At 65.3% G+C, this 15,419-nt stretch carries 15 protein-coding genes; 9 read left to right on the forward strand and 6 right to left on the reverse strand.

Translation table 11 applies throughout. The annotated features are described in order from the left end of the window. Positions 1-1,597, reverse strand: a 1,597-nt coding sequence (locus AC07O4_RS14340; protein ID WP_495305136.1) for an ESPR-type extended signal peptide-containing protein, incomplete at its 3' end; no start/stop codon positions are given. A gap of 317 nt (positions 1,598-1,914) precedes the next feature. Here AC07O4_RS14340 and AC07O4_RS14345 point away from each other — a divergent pair. From AC07O4_RS14345 to AC07O4_RS14355, 3 genes are read left to right on the forward strand one after another with little or no spacing between them, the layout of a single operon-like run. Then, on the forward strand, positions 1,915-2,355 hold the full coding sequence (locus AC07O4_RS14345; protein WP_095950584.1) for a DUF4019 domain-containing protein: 441 nt from the start codon (positions 1,915-1,917) through the stop codon (positions 2,353-2,355). Beyond that, the gene (locus tag AC07O4_RS14350) at positions 2,352-3,494 is read left to right on the forward strand and encodes a DUF2827 domain-containing protein (RefSeq protein WP_390341969.1); all 1,143 of its coding nucleotides are present in this window, start codon (positions 2,352-2,354) and stop codon (positions 3,492-3,494) included. The genes AC07O4_RS14345 and AC07O4_RS14350 overlap by 4 nt, the downstream gene beginning before the upstream one ends. 19 nt (positions 3,495-3,513) lie before the next feature. Continuing rightward, the gene (locus AC07O4_RS14355; protein ID WP_495304902.1) at positions 3,514-4,374 is read left to right on the forward strand and encodes a hypothetical protein; all 861 of its coding nucleotides are present in this window, start codon (positions 3,514-3,516) and stop codon (positions 4,372-4,374) included. Positions 4,375-4,459: 85 nt separating this feature from the next. Here AC07O4_RS14355 and AC07O4_RS14360 read toward each other — a convergent pair whose 3' ends face one another. From AC07O4_RS14360 to AC07O4_RS14380, 5 genes are all read right to left on the reverse strand, one after another. Then, entirely contained in the window at positions 4,460-7,045 is a 2,586-nt protein-coding gene (locus AC07O4_RS14360; protein WP_062479720.1) for a bifunctional aconitate hydratase 2/2-methylisocitrate dehydratase, read from the reverse strand. Between the two features lie 93 nt (positions 7,046-7,138). Next, complete coding sequence (locus AC07O4_RS14365) at positions 7,139-7,696, reverse strand: lysozyme inhibitor (protein WP_139702449.1); 558 nt, start codon at positions 7,694-7,696, stop codon at positions 7,139-7,141. 23 nt (positions 7,697-7,719) lie between these two features. Continuing rightward, positions 7,720-8,736, reverse strand: coding sequence for an HpcH/HpaI aldolase/citrate lyase family protein (locus tag AC07O4_RS14370; RefSeq protein ID WP_495304903.1), 1,017 nt, complete (start codon positions 8,734-8,736; stop codon positions 7,720-7,722). Continuing rightward, positions 8,733-9,521: a trans-aconitate 2-methyltransferase gene (gene tam, locus AC07O4_RS14375; protein ID WP_495304904.1), complete on the reverse strand. Its 789-nt coding sequence runs from the start codon at positions 9,519-9,521 to the stop codon at positions 8,733-8,735. The genes AC07O4_RS14370 and tam overlap by 4 nt, the downstream gene beginning before the upstream one ends. 15 nt (positions 9,522-9,536) lie before the next feature. Next, positions 9,537-10,523: a malate dehydrogenase gene (locus AC07O4_RS14380; RefSeq protein ID WP_042578072.1), complete on the reverse strand. Its 987-nt coding sequence runs from the start codon at positions 10,521-10,523 to the stop codon at positions 9,537-9,539. Between the two features lie 181 nt (positions 10,524-10,704). On the opposite strand from AC07O4_RS14380, the gene AC07O4_RS14385 reads away from it, so the two are divergent. The 6 genes from AC07O4_RS14385 to AC07O4_RS14410 all read left to right on the forward strand — a co-directional run bounded on the left by AC07O4_RS14385 (position 10,705) and on the right by AC07O4_RS14410 (position 15,407). Next, entirely contained in the window at positions 10,705-11,463 is a 759-nt protein-coding gene (locus AC07O4_RS14385) for a GntR family transcriptional regulator (protein ID WP_495274231.1), read from the forward strand. Between the two features lie 234 nt (positions 11,464-11,697). Further along, positions 11,698-12,144: a succinate dehydrogenase, cytochrome b556 subunit gene (gene sdhC / locus AC07O4_RS14390; protein WP_354342788.1), complete on the forward strand. Its 447-nt coding sequence runs from the start codon at positions 11,698-11,700 to the stop codon at positions 12,142-12,144. Positions 12,145-12,157: 13 nt separating this feature from the next. Then, complete coding sequence (gene sdhD / locus AC07O4_RS14395) at positions 12,158-12,523, forward strand: succinate dehydrogenase, hydrophobic membrane anchor protein (RefSeq protein WP_062479708.1); 366 nt, start codon at positions 12,158-12,160, stop codon at positions 12,521-12,523. Between the two features lie 6 nt (positions 12,524-12,529). Beyond that, a complete protein-coding gene (gene sdhA / locus AC07O4_RS14400; RefSeq protein WP_095949551.1) occupies positions 12,530-14,338 on the forward strand; it encodes a succinate dehydrogenase flavoprotein subunit in 1,809 nt (602 codons plus the stop codon). 22 nt (positions 14,339-14,360) lie between these two features. Continuing rightward, positions 14,361-15,062, forward strand: coding sequence for a succinate dehydrogenase iron-sulfur subunit (locus tag AC07O4_RS14405; RefSeq protein WP_062479706.1), 702 nt, complete (start codon positions 14,361-14,363; stop codon positions 15,060-15,062). Positions 15,063-15,086: 24 nt separating this feature from the next. Beyond that, complete coding sequence (locus tag AC07O4_RS14410; RefSeq protein WP_062479704.1) at positions 15,087-15,407, forward strand: FAD assembly factor SdhE; 321 nt, start codon at positions 15,087-15,089, stop codon at positions 15,405-15,407. Positions 15,408-15,419 lie beyond the last annotated feature (12 nt).

Consider the following 15,419-nt stretch of genomic DNA (forward strand, 5'->3'; position numbering starts at 1 on the left):
TGCGGCTGTTGGTCGTGCTCAGACCCGACGACGTCGAGGTCGAGAGGCTGCCGACGTTGCTGTTCGTTGTGCTGAGGCCAGTCGACAGACTGGAGATGCCGCTGGTTGCGGTGCTCAGACCCGACGACGTGGAGGTCGACAGACTGCCGACATTGCTGTTCGTTGTGCTCAGGCCGGTGGACAGACTCGAGATGCCACTGGTCGCCGTGCTCAGACCACTCGACGTCGATGTCGAAAGGCTGTCGATGCGGCTGCTGCTGGTGCTCAGTCCGGACGACGTAGAAGTCGACAGGCTACTGACGTTGCTGTTCGTGGTGCTCAGGCCAGTCGACAGGCTGGAGATGCCGCTGGTCGCCGTGCTCAAACCGGACGATGTGGAGGTCGACAGGCTGTTGATGCGGCTGCTCGCCGTACTCAAGCCCGAAGATGTAGAGGTCGACAGGCTGGCGACGCTGCTATTCGTAGTGCTCAGGCCGGTGGAAAGGCTAGAGATGCTGCTCGTGGTCGTGCTTAGGCCAGTCGAAAGGCTCGAAATACCGCTGGTGGCAGTGCTCAACCCCGTAGAGGTCGAGGTCGACAACGACCCCACTGCGCTGGCGACGGAGAACAACTGGCTACCGTTGATCGCATCGGTCGAGGTGGAGGTCACCCGGCCTGCCGCCACATTGGTGATTTGCCGCTCGCTGTTGGCAGAGCCCACGCTGACGACACCGGTCGGCGAGGCGCCGGCAAAACCGCTCAGCGTGATGCCGTTGACAGTCGCGCTGGAAACGCCAGTCGCTGCCGCCGTTGAGCTGCCGTTGCCCAGGGCAACACTGTTGTCGGTGCTCGCAACAGCGCTGGCGCCGATCGCCACAGCATTCGCGCCGGTGCTTTTTGCACCGCTGTCTACCGTTGAATTGCCGCCAATCGCCACGCTGTTTGTCCCAACGGCGTTGGTGTATCGGCCAATGGCAACTGCCTGAGCGCCCGAGGCCAAGGAGCCCCCTCCGCCCGATCCATTCCCTCCGCCGATGGCGACAGACGACACGCCGTCAGCATTGGCATCGTTACCGAGCGCAAACGCACCGCCGCCGCCGGTCGCCTTGGCACCGGAGCCGATGGCCGTCGCACTCCCGCCTGACGAAGTGGCATTGGCGTTTTGACCGATCGCAATGTTGTAGCCACCACTGCCAGTGGTGTTCGCACCGCGACCGATAGCGATATCCGCGGTATTCGCTGCGATCGAGTTCTGACCAATTGCCGTCGCACCACTGCCGTTGGCATTCGCGTTGAAGCCAAGTGCCGTTGCGCCGGTATTGGCAGCAAGGGCATTGCCACCAATCGCCACCGAATTGGTCCCGCTTGCGGTGGCCGCAGAACCGTTGCCCGAGGTCAGGGAACCGATTGCCAGACCGGTGCTACCCGAACCCGTCGCGCTCCCCCCACCCGCCGTATAGCTTGCATGGGCTGTGAAGGACAAGCTCACCGACGCAGCCATCACCAACGCGATTGCCACTCTTGAACTGCTCTTCTTCCCCCGCGCCGAAGTAATTTCAGACGCCGCTACCCAGGCCCCCAGGGCTTCATTCCAGATACTTCGGTAAGACTTGTTCATATTCTTCGAGCTCGGTTCGCAGAGGGCGGGCGCGGTATCAACGGCGGAGGAAGGCAACGACCGCCCGCGATTCGTCGCCCCAGCCAGGGTCGTAGTTACCCTGACGTTCACAATGGACGCGGTAATGTACGCAGCCGTTTACATTTGCAGCCATTTCGGTCTACCGGAAACCGTGAAATGATGATTTAGTTCACAAACTTTCACGATTGGCGACAAATCCGGGCGCGGCGATGTCGCTGTGGAACGTCGATCCGAACGCCCCGCCTAGAATCGCCGCCGCTGTCTGTCACAGCGGTTTTCCTCATAAAAGGTGCCCAATGAAGCCGTTTCTCCCCCGTTTCCTGGCCGCATGCACGCTGGCCCTGGCCGGTTCCTGCGCCCTGGCGCAGGACGGCAACTCCGCCGACGAACTCGTCCAGGCGGGCCTCAGCAGCCTCAAGCAGATCGATGAGAACCGGGCGGGAGAGATCTGGGACACCGCGTCTGCGTTTGTGAAGACTCGCTTTCCCAAGGCCGAATTCGTTGCCAACACGCAACGCTCGCGCCAGACCGTGGGCGTCGTGGCCCGCCGTGACTGGGCCAGCGTGACCCGCATCCGCTACCTGGACGACAGCACCGGCATCCCTGCAGGCCTGTACGCCAACGTCGACTTCGCCACCCGCCTGACCAACGACAAGACGGTCTTCGAAAAAGTCAGCTTCCGCCTCGAACCCCAAGGCTGGCGCCTGACGGGCTACATCCCCCGCGAAAACCAATGACCACCGCCTCGGGTGCCGGCCTGCGCATCGGCATCACGATCGGCCTCCACCACGAGGCCGAGACCCTCTGGAACAACGGCATCAAGCAGAACGCCGTGTTCCTGGCAGAGGCGCTGAAGCACTGCCCCAGCGTCGCCTCGGTGGTGCTGGTCAACACCACCGCCACCCCCATCACCCCCGCCCTGCCCTGGGACCAGGCCCGCTGGCCGACCGTGACCTTCGAGGCGGCCAAGGACAGCGTGGACGTGCTGATCGAACTGGGCGGCCAGATCGACGGCGACCAGACCGATCACCTCAAGCGCCGCGGCGCGCGGCTGGTGTCGTACTGCTGCGGCTTCGAGTACGTGCACGCGATGGAGTCGATGCTGTTCGGCAAGCCGCTGTGGGGCCGCAACCTGTTCATCAACCAGCGCTACGACGACATCTGGATGGTTCCGCAGGTGGCCCACATCAGCCAGCCCTACTTCGAGGTGCTGCGCCGCGCCGAGGCGCGCGCCGTGCCTTTCGTCTGGAGCCCGGTGTTCCTGCAAGAGCGCGCCCGCGCCCTGCCCGACGGCGGCGCGTACCAGCCGCGCAGCGGCCCGCGGCGGCTCAGCGTGATGGAGCCGAACATCAATGTGGTGAAGTTCTGCGTCTACCCCATCCTGATCGCCGAGCTGGCCTACCGCGCCCGGCCCGACGCGATCGCGCTGCTGCAGGTCACGAACGTGGAGCGCATGGCCAAGGACAGCATGGAGTTCATCACGCTGATGAACCAGCTCGACCTGGTGCGCCAGCACAAGGCGGTCTTCCTGGGTCGGCACGAAACCCCGGTGTTCCTGGCGCAGAACACCGACATCGTGGTCTCCCACCAGTGGGAGAACCCGCTCAACTACTTCTACCTCGAGACCTGCTGGCAGGGCTATCCGCTGGTGCACAACGCCCACCTGTGCGCCGACCTGGGCTACTACTACGCAGAAAACGACGTGGCCGCGGGCAGCGCCCGCGTGCTCGAAGCCATCGACGGGCACGACGCGCAGGCGCAGGCCTACCGCGACCGGCAACGCGCACTCATCGCGCGCTACCTGCCCGGCGACGCAGTGGCCACGCAAACCTACGACACCCTGCTGCAGGGCCTGATGCAGCGCCCTGCCCGCTAGACCCACGGAGCCCCCTCGCATGCTCGACCCGTCCGAACTCCGGCACTTCTACCCCGTGATCGTGACGCCGAGCCACGACGGCAAGTTCTTCCAGAACTACGTGGCCTCGCTGCTGAACTTCACCGTGAGCGCCGAGCGCGCCGGCATGAAGGTGCAGGTGCTGATGCACCAAGGCGAAAGCCTGGTCACGCGCGCGCGCAACAACTGCGTGGCCCAGTTCCTGGCCAACACCGAGTGGACCCACCTGTTCTGGATCGACGCAGACATCGGTTTCTCGGCCGAGGCGGCGTTCCGCCTGCTGCTGTCGGGCTACGACATCGCCGCCGGCGTGTACCCGTTGAAGCGCGAGAACTGGCCGCAGGACGGCGTGGCGGCAGGCACCACGCAACAGCAGTTCGAGGCCGCCTTCACGCGCTACACGGTCAATGCCCAGGCCGAGGAAGGCGCAACGCAGATCGAGCTCGAGGTGCAGCCCGACGGTTTCATGAAGATGACCGAGGCGCCCACGGGCTTCATGGCGATCCGGCGCCAGGTGTTCGAACGCCTCATGGCGGCCTACCCCGACCTGCAGTACACGCCCGACAGCATCGGCGAGACCGACCGCGGGCTGCACTACCGCTTCTTCGACGTGATGGTCGACCCGGTCACGCGGCGCTACCTGTCGGAAGACTACGGCTTCTGTCGGCTGTGGTCGGGGCTGGGCGAGTCGGTCTACATCGACGCCAATTCGAACCTGACCCACCAGGGCGCCAAGCTGTACCGGGGAGACTTCGCCCACTCGCTGCAGGCATCGCTGCCCAATGCAGTCGGCGGTACGACCGGGATGGCGATGCTGTTGAAGGGCCAGGAGCACCTGAAGTCCAATCCGTCGCACGGCTGAGACCGAACGACCGCCCATGAAAAAGCCCCGCCGAAGCGGGGCTTTTTCATGAGGCCGGCGAATCGCTCGCCGGCTGCAACGACCCTCAGGCCGTGACCGTGTCCGCCACGCCCTTGTAGTCCTCGATCTTGTCGAAGTTCAGGTACTGGTAGATCTGCGCGCTGGACGCGTCGATCACGCCCGTGGCGGCCATGTACTCCTCACGGGTCGGGATGCGGCCCAGGCGCGAGCAGATGGCGGCCAGTTCGGCCGAGCCCAGGTACACGTTGGTGTTCTTGCCCAGGCGGTTCGGGAAGTTGCGGGTGCTGGTCGACATCACCGTCGCGCCTTCGCGCACCTGCGCCTGGTTGCCCATGCACAGCGAGCAGCCCGGCATTTCGGTGCGCGCGCCGGCGTTGCCGAACACGCCGTAGTGGCCTTCCTCGGTGAGCTGCTGCGCGTCCATCTTGGTCGGCGGTGCGATCCACAGCTTGACCGGGATGTCGCGCTTGCCTTCGAGCAGCTTCGACGCGGCGCGGAAGTGGCCGATGTTGGTCATGCACGAGCCGATGAACACTTCGTCGATGGTGGCACCAGCCACGTCGCTCAGCGTCTTCACGTCGTCCGGGTCGTTCGGGCAGGCCACGATGGGCTCGTGGATCTCGGCCAGGTCGATCTCGATCACGGCGGCGTACTCGGCGTCGGCATCGCCCTTGAGCAGCTGCGGGTCCTTGAGCCAGGCTTCCTGCGCGGCGATGCGGCGTGCCAGCGTGCGGGCGTCGGCGTAGCCTTCGGCAATCATCCACTTCATCAGCGTGATGTTGCTGTTGATGTACTCCTGGATCGGTTCCTTGTTCAGGTGCACCGTGCAACCGGCAGCCGAGCGTTCGGCCGAGGCGTCGCTCAGTTCGAAGGCTTGTTCCACCTTCAGGTCGGGCAGGCCTTCGATCTCGAGGATGCGGCCCGAGAAGATGTTCTTCTTGCCTTGCTTGGCGACGGTCAGCAGACCCGACTTGATGGCGTACAGCGGAATCGCGTTGACCAGGTCACGCAGCGTGACGCCGGGCTGCATCTTGCCCTTGAAGCGCACGAGCACCGATTCGGGCATGTCCAGCGGCATCACGCCGGTGGCGGCCGCGAAGGCTACGAGGCCCGAACCCGCGGGGAAGCTGATGCCGATCGGGAAACGGGTGTGGCTGTCGCCGCCCGTGCCCACGGTGTCGGGCGTCAGCAGGCGGTTGAGCCAGCTGTGGATCACGCCGTCGCCCGGACGCAGCGAGACGCCGCCGCGGTTGGCCATGAACTCGGGCAGTTCGTGGTGCATCTTGACGTCGACCTTCTTGGGGTACGCCGCCGTGTGGCAGAACGACTGCATGACGAGGTCGGCCGAGAAGCCCAGGCAGGCCAGGTCCTTCAGCTCGTCGCGGGTCATCGGGCCGGTGGTGTCCTGCGAGCCGACCGAGGTCATCTTGGGTTCGCAGTACGTGCCCGGGCGCACGCCCTGGCCTTCGGGCAGGCCGCAGGCGCGGCCGACCATCTTCTGTGCGAGCGAGAAGCCCTTCTTGGTGTCGACCGGGCTTTGCGGCAGGCGGAACAGCGTCGAGACGGGCAGGCCCAGCGCCTCACGCGCCTTGGCCGTCAGGCCACGGCCGATGATCAGCGGAATGCGGCCGCCGGCGCGCACTTCGTCGAACAGCACGTCGCTCTTGACCTGGAATTCGGCGATGACCTGGCCGTCCTTCAGGGCCTTGCCTTCGTAGGGACGCAGCTCGACCACGTCGCCCATGTTCATCTGCGTCACGTCGAGCTCGATGGGCAGTGCGCCCGAGTCTTCCATCGTGTTGTAGAAGATGGGAGCGATCTTGCCGCCGAGGCAGACGCCGCCGAAACGCTTGTTCGGCACGAAGGGAATGTCTTCGCCGGTGAACCACAGCACCGAGTTGGTGGCGCTCTTGCGCGACGAACCCGTGCCGACCACGTCGCCGGCGTAGGCCACGAGGTGGCCACGCGCGCGCAGGTCTTCGATGAACTTCACCGGGCCGCGCTTGCCGTCTTCTTCAGGGACGATGCCGGGGCGGGCGTTCTTGTGCATCGCCAGGGCGTGCATCGGAATGTCGGGACGCGTGGTGGCGTCGGGTGCGGGCGACAGGTCGTCGGTGTTGATTTCGCCGGCCACCTTGAAGATGCTGACGGTGATGCTTTGCGGCACTTCCGGGCGGCTGGTGAACCACTCGGCGTCGGCCCAGCTTTGCAGCACGCCCTTGGCGTGGGCATTGCCCTTGTCGGCCTTTTCCTTGACGTCGTGGAACTGGTCGAACATCAGCAGGGTCTTCTTCAGGCCTTCGGCTGCCACGGCGCCGACTTCGGCGTCGTCCAGCAGGTCGATCATGGGGCTGATGTTGTAGCCGCCGAGCATGGTGCCGAGCAGTTCAGTGGCGCGAGCGCGCGTGATGAACGCGTTCTTCTCGGTGCCGTGGGCCACGGCCGCGAGGTAGCTCGCCTTGACCTTGGCGGCGTCGTCGACGCCGGCGGGCACACGGTAGGTGAGCAGGTCCAGCAGGAAGGCGCCGTCCTTGGCGTTCGCGCTCTTCAGGAGCTCGATCGCTTCGGCGGTCTGCTTCGCGCTCAGGGGCAGCGGCGGGATACCGAGCGCGGCGCGTTCGGCAACATGATCAACGTAGGCTTGCAACATCTTCTTTTCTCCGGAAACTAGGCTATCGGGCGTGCGCTGCGGTCTCAAGCGGCCAAGCAAGAGCCGCGCCGCACCCCGGGTTCGGTGCTCTTCTTACTTCTTGGCTGCGTCGGCACCTTCGAAAAGGGCCTTCGGCGGGTTCTTCTTCATCTCGTCGGCAAAGGCGACCTGAGCGGCGGTCTGGCATTCGTCGGCAATGCGCAGGCCGGCCTTCTGGTTCATCAGCATCGACTTGTTGCCCAGCTGGAGCCACATGGCGCCGGCACGCGGGTCTTCGAGGCGGATGGCGCCGGTGCGGCTTTCGACCGGGTGCATGCGGTACTTCAGGCCCTTGGTGGTCACGGTGAAGAAGCCGGGCTTCTTCTCGTCGGGCGTCACGGTCACGTCGGCGCCGAGTTCGCACTGGGCCTTGCCGGTGGACACGCGTTGCGCCACGGCCAGGTCGGACTCGGACAGCACGATGTTGGTGTCGTCGGCGATCGGCGTGACCTCTTCGACGGCCTTGGCCGCCTTGCGGGTGACCTGGCGCTTCGGCGGGGTCTTCTTGGCTTCGGCCTTGGCCGCAGCCGGCTTGGTGGCGGTGGCGTTCTGGGCCACGGCGGCGAAAGGCAGGGCCAGCGCAACGGCGGCGATCAGTGCAATTTTCTTCATGAGCGGGGTTCCTTCAGGCTGATTCAGTGGGTTTCAGGAGACCGCGATGCAAACCAGGCTTTCGCCTCGGAGGGCAACGCGCGCCCTGTTGCGTGGGCGCGCGTCAGGACCTGCCAGAAGTGGCGGTAGCTCGCGCGGTCGTGCAATGTGCCATCAATTTGTGTCGGTGCCCAATCCGCGTCTGCGGCTTTTGTAATGATTTTTGTGGCAATTTGAATCTGCGCCTCGTCGGGCGCGAAGGCCTCGAGGATCGGCCGGATCTGGTTCGGGTGGATGCTCCACATGCGCGTGTAGCCGAATTCGGTGGCCGCCTTGCGGGCCGCCAGGCGCATCGCATCGGTGTCGTTGAACTCGGTGACCACGCAGTGCGAAGGCACCTTGCCGTAGGCATGCGCCGCCGAGGCCAGTGCCAGCTTGGCACGCACGACCAGCGGGTGGCTGAACTGCCCCGCCGCGCCCATGCCGTCGGCGGGAATGGCGCCGGCATGCGCCGACACGAAATCCATGAGGCCGAAGCTCAGCGACTGCACGCGCGGATGCGCGGCAATTTCGAAGGCGTTGTGCACCGCCAGGGGCGATTCGATGAGCACATGCAGCGGCAGCGCGCCGGCATCGGCGGCGTCGAGCGCGGCAACAGCCTGACACACATCGGCCACGGATTCGACCTTGGGCACCATGAGGTGGCTCAGCCGCTGGCCGGCGCGTCCGGCGATGGTGACCACATCGCCGGCAAAGGCCGGGTGGTCGACCGGGTGCACGCGCACGCCGACACGCATGCCGGGCTGGGCGGCCAGCGCGAGCTCGGTGACGAGCGCGGCATGCTCCGCTTCGCCGCCGACCGGGGCGCCGTCTTCGCAGTCGAGGGTGACGTCGAACACGCAGGCGCCGAACTCCTGCGCCATCTCGGCCTGGAGCGCGAGGCTCTTCTTCATGCGGGCTTCGACGCCGCTGTAGTGGTCGCACACCGGCAGGGTCACGGCGCCGGCCTGTGCACCGAGCAGCACGTCCGCGGGATGGGCAGCGGCGTTCTTCGTCGTCATGCGTCTTTTTTCTTGTGCGCCACGATGAACATGCGTGGGAAGGCGAGCAGGCGCTTGCCGTCGGTGCGCACCGGATAGGCCTCGTCCACCCGGCGTTCGTATTCGGCGAGGTAGCTCGCCTGCAGGTCGGGCGGCAGGCGGTCGACGAAAGGCTTCAGCCCAGTGCTACGCACCCATTCGACGATGGCCGCGGCGTTGGCCATCGGGTGCTGGTAGATGGTGTGCCAGACATCGACATGGGCCACACGCGCGGCCAGCAGGTCGTAGTAGCCGCCGAGCGGCAGCAGCAAGGTGCGCAGCTTGTCGGCGTCGCCGATGGGCTCGGCCCAGGGCGCTTCGGCCGCCACCGCCCGCATCAGGCGGTGCGTGGGCTCCTGGCGGTTGTCGGGCATCTGGACGGCGAGCACGCCGCCCGGGGCCAGCGCGTCGAACAGGCGGGGGATCAGCGTCTCGTGATCCGGCACCCATTGCAGGGACGCGTTGGCGTAGATGAGATCGGGCGCTTCTGTTTCACGCGGCGCCCAGGTCGCGATGTCGCTCAACTCGAAGCGCGCCGCCGGCAGGCGCTCGCGCGCGCTGACCAGCATGGCTTCGGAGTTGTCGGTGCCCGTGACCTGCGCCTTCGGGAACCGATGTGCCAGCAGCTCGGTGGAATTGCCCGGTCCGCATCCGAGGTCGACCACGCGGGCGGCCTCGGCAAGCGGGACCCGCGCCAGGAGTTCCTGTGCGGGCCGGGTGCGCTCGTCCTCGTAGCGACGGTAGAGCGCGGGGTTCCAGTCGAGCATGCGGGCGGGTTTGCTTTACAGCAGGTGGGCGACGCCGGCGCGTTCGCCTTCGAGCTCTTCGAGCGTCTTGTTGATGCGTTCCTGGCTGAATGCATCGATCTCGAGGCCTTCGACCAGCTTGTACTCACCGTTTTCGCAGGTGACCGGGAAGCCGAACATCACGTCCTTCGGAATGCCGTACTGGCCGTCCGACGGGATGCCCATCGTGACCCACTTGCCGTTGGTGCCCAGGGCCCAGTCGCGCATATGGTCGATGGCGGCGTTGGCAGCCGAGGCAGCCGACGACAGGCCGCGCGCTTCGATGATGGCCGCGCCGCGCTTGCCGACGGTCGGCAGGAAGGTGTTGGCGTTCCATTCCTGGTCGTTGATCATCTTGGCGACGCTTTCGCCGTTGATGGTCGCAAAGCGGTAGTCGGCGTACATCGTGGGCGAGTGGTTGCCCCAGACGGTGAGCTTCTCGATGTCGGCCACGGCCTTGCCGGTCTTGGCAGCGATCTGGCTGGCAGCGCGGTTGTGGTCCAGGCGCAGCATGGCGGTGAAGTTCTTGCGCGGCAGGTCCGGTGCCGACTTCATGGCGATGTAGGCGTTGGTGTTGGCGGGGTTGCCGACGACCAGCACCTTCACGTTGCGCGAGGCGACGGCGTTCAGCGCCTTGCCCTGTGCCGTGAAGATGGCGCCGTTGACGGCCAGCAGCTCGGCACGTTCCATGCCGGGGCCGCGGGGGCGCGAGCCGACCAGCAGGGCGTAGTCGGCGTCCTTGAAGGCGGTCATCGGGTCGCCGTGGGCTTCCATGCCGGCCAGCAGCGGGAAGGCGCAGTCGTCGAGCTCCATCATCACGCCCTTGAGCGCCTTCTGGGCCTTCTCGTCGGGGATTTCGAGCAGTTGCAGGATGACCGGCTGGTCTTTGCCGAGCATTTCGCCGGAAGCGATACGGAACAACAGGGCGTAACCGATTTGACCGGCGGCACCGGTAACGGCAACGCGGACAGGCTTTTTGCTCATGGGAAGACTCCAGAAGGTGGTGAAACGGGTTAGCGCTCTCGTGGGGCGCCGCGGTCCAGCGGGGGGAAGCTTTCCCGCGGCGCGGGACCGGCCCGCATTTTAAGCCGATTCGACAAAGGCCGTCTTATGTCTTATATAAGATATCCTCTGGGGGTCCGCCACGGCGCACCCCACCGCTGCCATGAACACGCCCTCCACCCTCGACGAGCCCACGACGCCGTCCTTCAGTCCGCTCTACCAGCAGATCAAGACCCTGATCCTGCAGAGCCTGCAGGCCGGCGAGTGGAAGCCGGGCGAGCCCATCCCCAGCGAGATGGACCTGGCCGTGCGGTACCGCGTGAGCCAGGGCACGGTGCGCAAGGCGATCGACGAGCTGTCCGCTGAAAACCTGGTGGTGCGCCGCCAAGGCAAGGGCACCTTCGTGGCCACGCATGCCGAGCAGCATGTGCAGTACCGTTTTCTCAAGCTCGTGCCCGACGCCGGCAGCCCGAGCGCCGAAGGTCCGGCCGAGCGCACCATCGTCGACTGCAAGCGCCTGCGCGCCTCGGCCGACGTGGCGCGTGCGCTGAGCCTGCGCACCGGCGACGCCGTGCTGCAGGTGCGCCGCGTGCTCGCCTACGGCGGCGTGCCGACCATCCTCGAAGACCTCTGGCTGCCCGGCGCGCCCTTCAAGGGCCTCACGGCCGACCGGCTGCGCGCCTGGCCGGGCCCGATGTACGCGATGTTCGAAACCGAGTTCGGCGTGCGCATGGTGCGCGCCGAAGAAAAGATCCGCGCCGTGCTGCCCGATGCCGAACAGGCGCAACTGCTCGACGTGCCGCTGCAGATGCCGCTGCTGAGCGTGGAGCGCGTGGCGCACACGTACCACGACATGCCGATGGAACTGCGCCGCGGCCTGTACCGCACCGACACCCACCACTACCGCAACCAGCTGGGCTGATCCGATGGCGCCGAAGAACCTCGCCCGCGCAGGCACAAACGCGCACACTCAGCCCGCGCAACGCAACCTCGAGCCCCGAGCATCCGACTGCCACAGTGCGTTGACTCCTGTGCGTCCGGTGCGCGATGGTGCATTGCAATAGAATTTTGCGTTGTTTGCATTCCGCAGAAGAAACAAAAGCGTTCGCTCTCAGAACAAGCCAACAAGTCACAAAGCCACGAAAGCCATCTCCCTATGACAGAGCTTGCAACTCCCCCCCGGCCGCCGCGTCGCGAATTCCGGAACATCAACGCCTTCACCGATCTCACGACCTACCGGCTGCCGCCGGCCGGCATCGTGTCGATCCTGCACCGCGTGAGCGGTGTGCTGATGTTCCTGCTGATGCCCTTCATCATCTGGATGTTCGACACCTCGCTGTCATCTGACTATTCGTTCGCGAAATTCAAGTCTGCTTTCAACATCGGCGTCGGCTTCGCTCCGGGATGGTTCTTCAAGCTCGTCGCACTGGCGCTCATCTGGGCATACCTGCACCACTTCATCGCCGGCCTGCGTCACCTCTGGATGGACGTGAGCCACTCCGCCGTGACCAAGGAGTTCGGTCACAGCTCGGCCATCTTCACGCTGGCTGCGAGCGTCATCCTCACGCTGGTGCTTGGCGCCAAGCTGTTCGGCCTGTACTGAGAAGGAGCCCCCCATGTCTGTGAATTACGGCTCCAAGCGCATCGTCGTCGGCGCGCACTACGGTCTGCGCGACTGGCTCAGCCAGCGCATCACCGGCGCCCTGATGGCGCTGTTCACGATCATCCTGCTCGCGCAGTTGATCTTCTCGCGCGGCCCCATCGGTTACGACCTGTGGGCCGGCATCTTCGCCGCACAGTGGATGAAGGTCCTGACCTTCTCCGTGATCGTTGCCCTGCTCTATCACGTGTGGGTCGGCATGCGCGACGTGTGGATGGACTACGTCCAGCCTGTCGCCATCCGTCTCGTGCTGCAAGTTTTCACCATCGTCTGGCTTGTCGGTTGTGCGGGTTGGGCCATTCAAGTGCTTTGGAAGATCTGACCCACCATGACCTACACAAAAGAAAACATCACCAAGCGCAAGTTCGACGTCGTCATCGTCGGTGCCGGCGGCTCCGGCATGCGCGCCTCGCTGCAACTCGCCCGTGCCGGCCTCAACGTGGCCGTGCTCTCCAAGGTGTTCCCGACCCGTTCGCACACCGTCGCTGCCCAGGGCGGCGTGGGCGCCTCGCTCGGCAACATGAGCGAGGACAACTGGCACTACCACTTCTACGACACGATCAAGGGTTCCGACTGGCTCGGCGACCAGGACGCGATCGAGTTCATGTGCCGTGAAGCCCCGAAGGTCGTGTACGAGCTCGAACACTTCGGCATGCCCTTCGACCGCAACCCCGACGGCACGATCTACCAGCGTCCGTTCGGCGGCCACACGGCCAACTACGGCGAGAAGGCCGTGCAACGCGCCTGCGCCGCGGCCGACCGCACCGGCCACGCGATGCTGCACACGCTCTACCAGAAGAACGTCGAAGCCCGCACCCAGTTCTTCGTCGAATGGATGGCGCTGGACCTCATCCGCGACAACGAAGGCGACGTGGTCGGCGTCACGGCCCTCGAAATGGAAACCGGCGACCTGCACATCCTGCAGGCCAAGACCGTGCTGCTGGCCACCGGCGGCGCAGGCCGCATCTTCGGTGCGTCCACCAACGCGTTCATCAACACCGGCGACGGCCTGGGCATGGCCGCACGTTCGGGCATCCCGCTGCAGGACATGGAGTTCTGGCAGTTCCACCCCACCGGCGTGGCCGGCGCGGGCGTGCTGCTGACCGAAGGCTGCCGCGGCGAAGGCGCCATCCTGCTGAACAGCAACGGTGAACGCTTCATGGAGCGCTATGCGCCCACCCTGAAGGACCTGGCACCGCGCGACTTCGTCTCGCGCTCGATGGACCAGGAAATCAAGGAAGGCCGTGGCTGTGGTCCCAACAAGGACTACATCCACATGAAGCTGGACCACCTGGGTGCCGACACCATCCACAAGCGGCTGCCGTCGGTCTACGAGATCGGCATCAACTTCGCCAACGTCGACGTCACCAAGGAACCGATTCCCGTGGTGCCCACCATCCACTACCAGATGGGCGGCATCCCGACGAACATCAACGGCCAGGTCGTCATCCAGAAGGGTGAAGACAACAGCGCCGTGGTCAACGGCCTGTACGCGGTGGGCGAATGCTCCTGCGTGAGCGTGCACGGCGCCAACCGCCTGGGCACCAACTCGCTGCTCGACCTCCTGGTGTTCGGCCGCGCGGCCGGCAACCACATCGTCGAGTTCAACGACAAGCTCAAGGAACACAAGGAACTGCCCAAGGATGCGGCCGACCGCACCCTGCAGCGCCTGAACGAGCTCGAAGCCTCCACCGGCGGCGAATACGCCCAGGACGTGGCCGGCGAGATCCGCGCCGTCATGCAGCAGCACGCCGCCGTGTTCCGCAAGCAGGCCTCGATGGACGAAGGCGTGGTCAAGATCGCCGCCGTGCGCGAGCGCGTCAAGTCGATCGGCCTGAAGGACAAGTCCAAGGTGTTCAACACCGCCCGCATCGAAGCGCTGGAAGTCGACAACCTGATCGAAGTGGCGCAGGCCACCATGGTCTCGGCCGCCGCCCGCAAGGAATGCCGCGGCGCCCACACGGTGGAAGACTACGAGCGTCCCGCGGACGACCCGGTCGCACCGCTGGGCCGCGACGACGCCAACTGGATGAAGCACACGCTCTGGTACAGCGCGGACAACCGCCTCTCGTACAAGCCCGTCAAGCTGCAGCCGCTGACGGTGGCATCCGTGCCGCCCAAGGTCCGCACGTTCTAAGAATATTTACAAGGTCCATACGATGAAGCGCACATTCCAGATCTACCGCTACGACCCGGACAAGGACGCCAAGCCCTACATGCAGACGGTCGAGGTCGAACTCGACGGCCACGAACGCATGCTGCTGGACGCCCTGATGAAGCTCAAGGCGCAGGATCCCACGCTGTCGTTCCGCCGCTCGTGCCGCGAAGGCGTCTGCGGCTCCGACGCGATGAACATCAACGGCAAGAACGGTCTGGCCTGCCTGACCAACATGAACACGCTCAAGGGCACCGTCGTGCTCAAGCCGCTGCCGGGCCTGCCCGTCATCCGCGACCTGATCGTCGACATGACCCAGTTCTTCAAGCAGTACAACTCGATCAAGCCGTACCTGCAGAACGACACCGTGCCGCCCGAGAAGGAGCGCCTGCAGTCGCCCGAAGAGCGTGAAGAGCTCGACGGCCTGTACGAGTGCATCCTGTGCGCGAGCTGCTCCACGAGCTGCCCGAGCTTCTGGTGGAACCCCGACAAGTTCGTCGGCCCAGCCGGCCTGCTGCAGGCCTACCGCTTCATCGCCGACAGCCGCGACGAAGCCACCGCCGAGCGCCTGGACAACCTGGAAGACCCGTACCGCCTGTTCCGCTGCCACACGATCATGAACTGCGTCGACGTGTGCCCGAAGAGCCTGAACCCGACCAAGGCCATCGGCAAGATCAAGGAACTGATGGTGCGTCGCGCCATCTGACGGTTTTTCCGAAAAGCCTTACTTATGTCGACCCCCGCCAACGCCCCCGATACGCTGCTCGGCGAACGCGCGCTGAGCAAGCTCAAGTGGCGTTGCCGGCGCGGCCTGCTGGAGAACGACCTGTTCATCGCCCGCTTCTTCGAGCGGCACGAATCCCACATGACCGTCGGTCAAGCGGGAGCGATGGAGACATTGATGGACCTGTCGGACAACGACCTCCTCGACCTGCTGCTGTGCAGAAAGGAGCCCGAGCCCGCATGGGCCGGGGCCGAGGTGGTCGCATTGCTGCAGCTGATGCGTACCGACGGCGCTCAGCGTCCTGCCATTTTTTCTCCTTCGTCCTGAATCCACCTCTGA

The organism is Variovorax sp. GW821-FHT09D04 (assembly GCF_059416405.1).

Excerpts from the sequence above, each read along its gene's own strand:
- AC07O4_RS14355 (WP_495304902.1), top strand. The coding sequence starts at position 3,514 with ATGCTCGACCCGTCCGAACTCCGGCACTTCTACCCCGTGATCGTGACG.
- AC07O4_RS14385 (WP_495274231.1), top strand. The coding sequence starts at position 10,705 with ATGAACACGCCCTCCACCCTCGACGAGCCCACGACGCCGTCCTTCAGT.
- AC07O4_RS14370 (WP_495304903.1), bottom strand. The coding sequence starts at position 8,736 with ATGACGACGAAGAACGCCGCTGCCCATCCCGCGGACGTGCTGCTCGGT.
- AC07O4_RS14350 (WP_390341969.1), top strand. The coding sequence starts at position 2,352 with ATGACCACCGCCTCGGGTGCCGGCCTGCGCATCGGCATCACGATCGGC.
- tam (WP_495304904.1), bottom strand. The coding sequence starts at position 9,521 with ATGCTCGACTGGAACCCCGCGCTCTACCGTCGCTACGAGGACGAGCGC.
- AC07O4_RS14405 (WP_062479706.1), top strand. The coding sequence starts at position 14,361 with ATGAAGCGCACATTCCAGATCTACCGCTACGACCCGGACAAGGACGCC.
- sdhA (WP_095949551.1), top strand. The coding sequence starts at position 12,530 with ATGACCTACACAAAAGAAAACATCACCAAGCGCAAGTTCGACGTCGTC.
- sdhC (WP_354342788.1), top strand. The coding sequence starts at position 11,698 with ATGACAGAGCTTGCAACTCCCCCCCGGCCGCCGCGTCGCGAATTCCGG.
- sdhD (WP_062479708.1), top strand. The coding sequence starts at position 12,158 with ATGTCTGTGAATTACGGCTCCAAGCGCATCGTCGTCGGCGCGCACTAC.
- AC07O4_RS14365 (WP_139702449.1), bottom strand. The coding sequence starts at position 7,696 with ATGAAGAAAATTGCACTGATCGCCGCCGTTGCGCTGGCCCTGCCTTTC.
- AC07O4_RS14345 (WP_095950584.1), top strand. The coding sequence starts at position 1,915 with ATGAAGCCGTTTCTCCCCCGTTTCCTGGCCGCATGCACGCTGGCCCTG.
- AC07O4_RS14410 (WP_062479704.1), top strand. The coding sequence starts at position 15,087 with ATGTCGACCCCCGCCAACGCCCCCGATACGCTGCTCGGCGAACGCGCG.
- AC07O4_RS14380 (WP_042578072.1), bottom strand. The coding sequence starts at position 10,523 with ATGAGCAAAAAGCCTGTCCGCGTTGCCGTTACCGGTGCCGCCGGTCAA.
- AC07O4_RS14360 (WP_062479720.1), bottom strand. The coding sequence starts at position 7,045 with ATGTTGCAAGCCTACGTTGATCATGTTGCCGAACGCGCCGCGCTCGGT.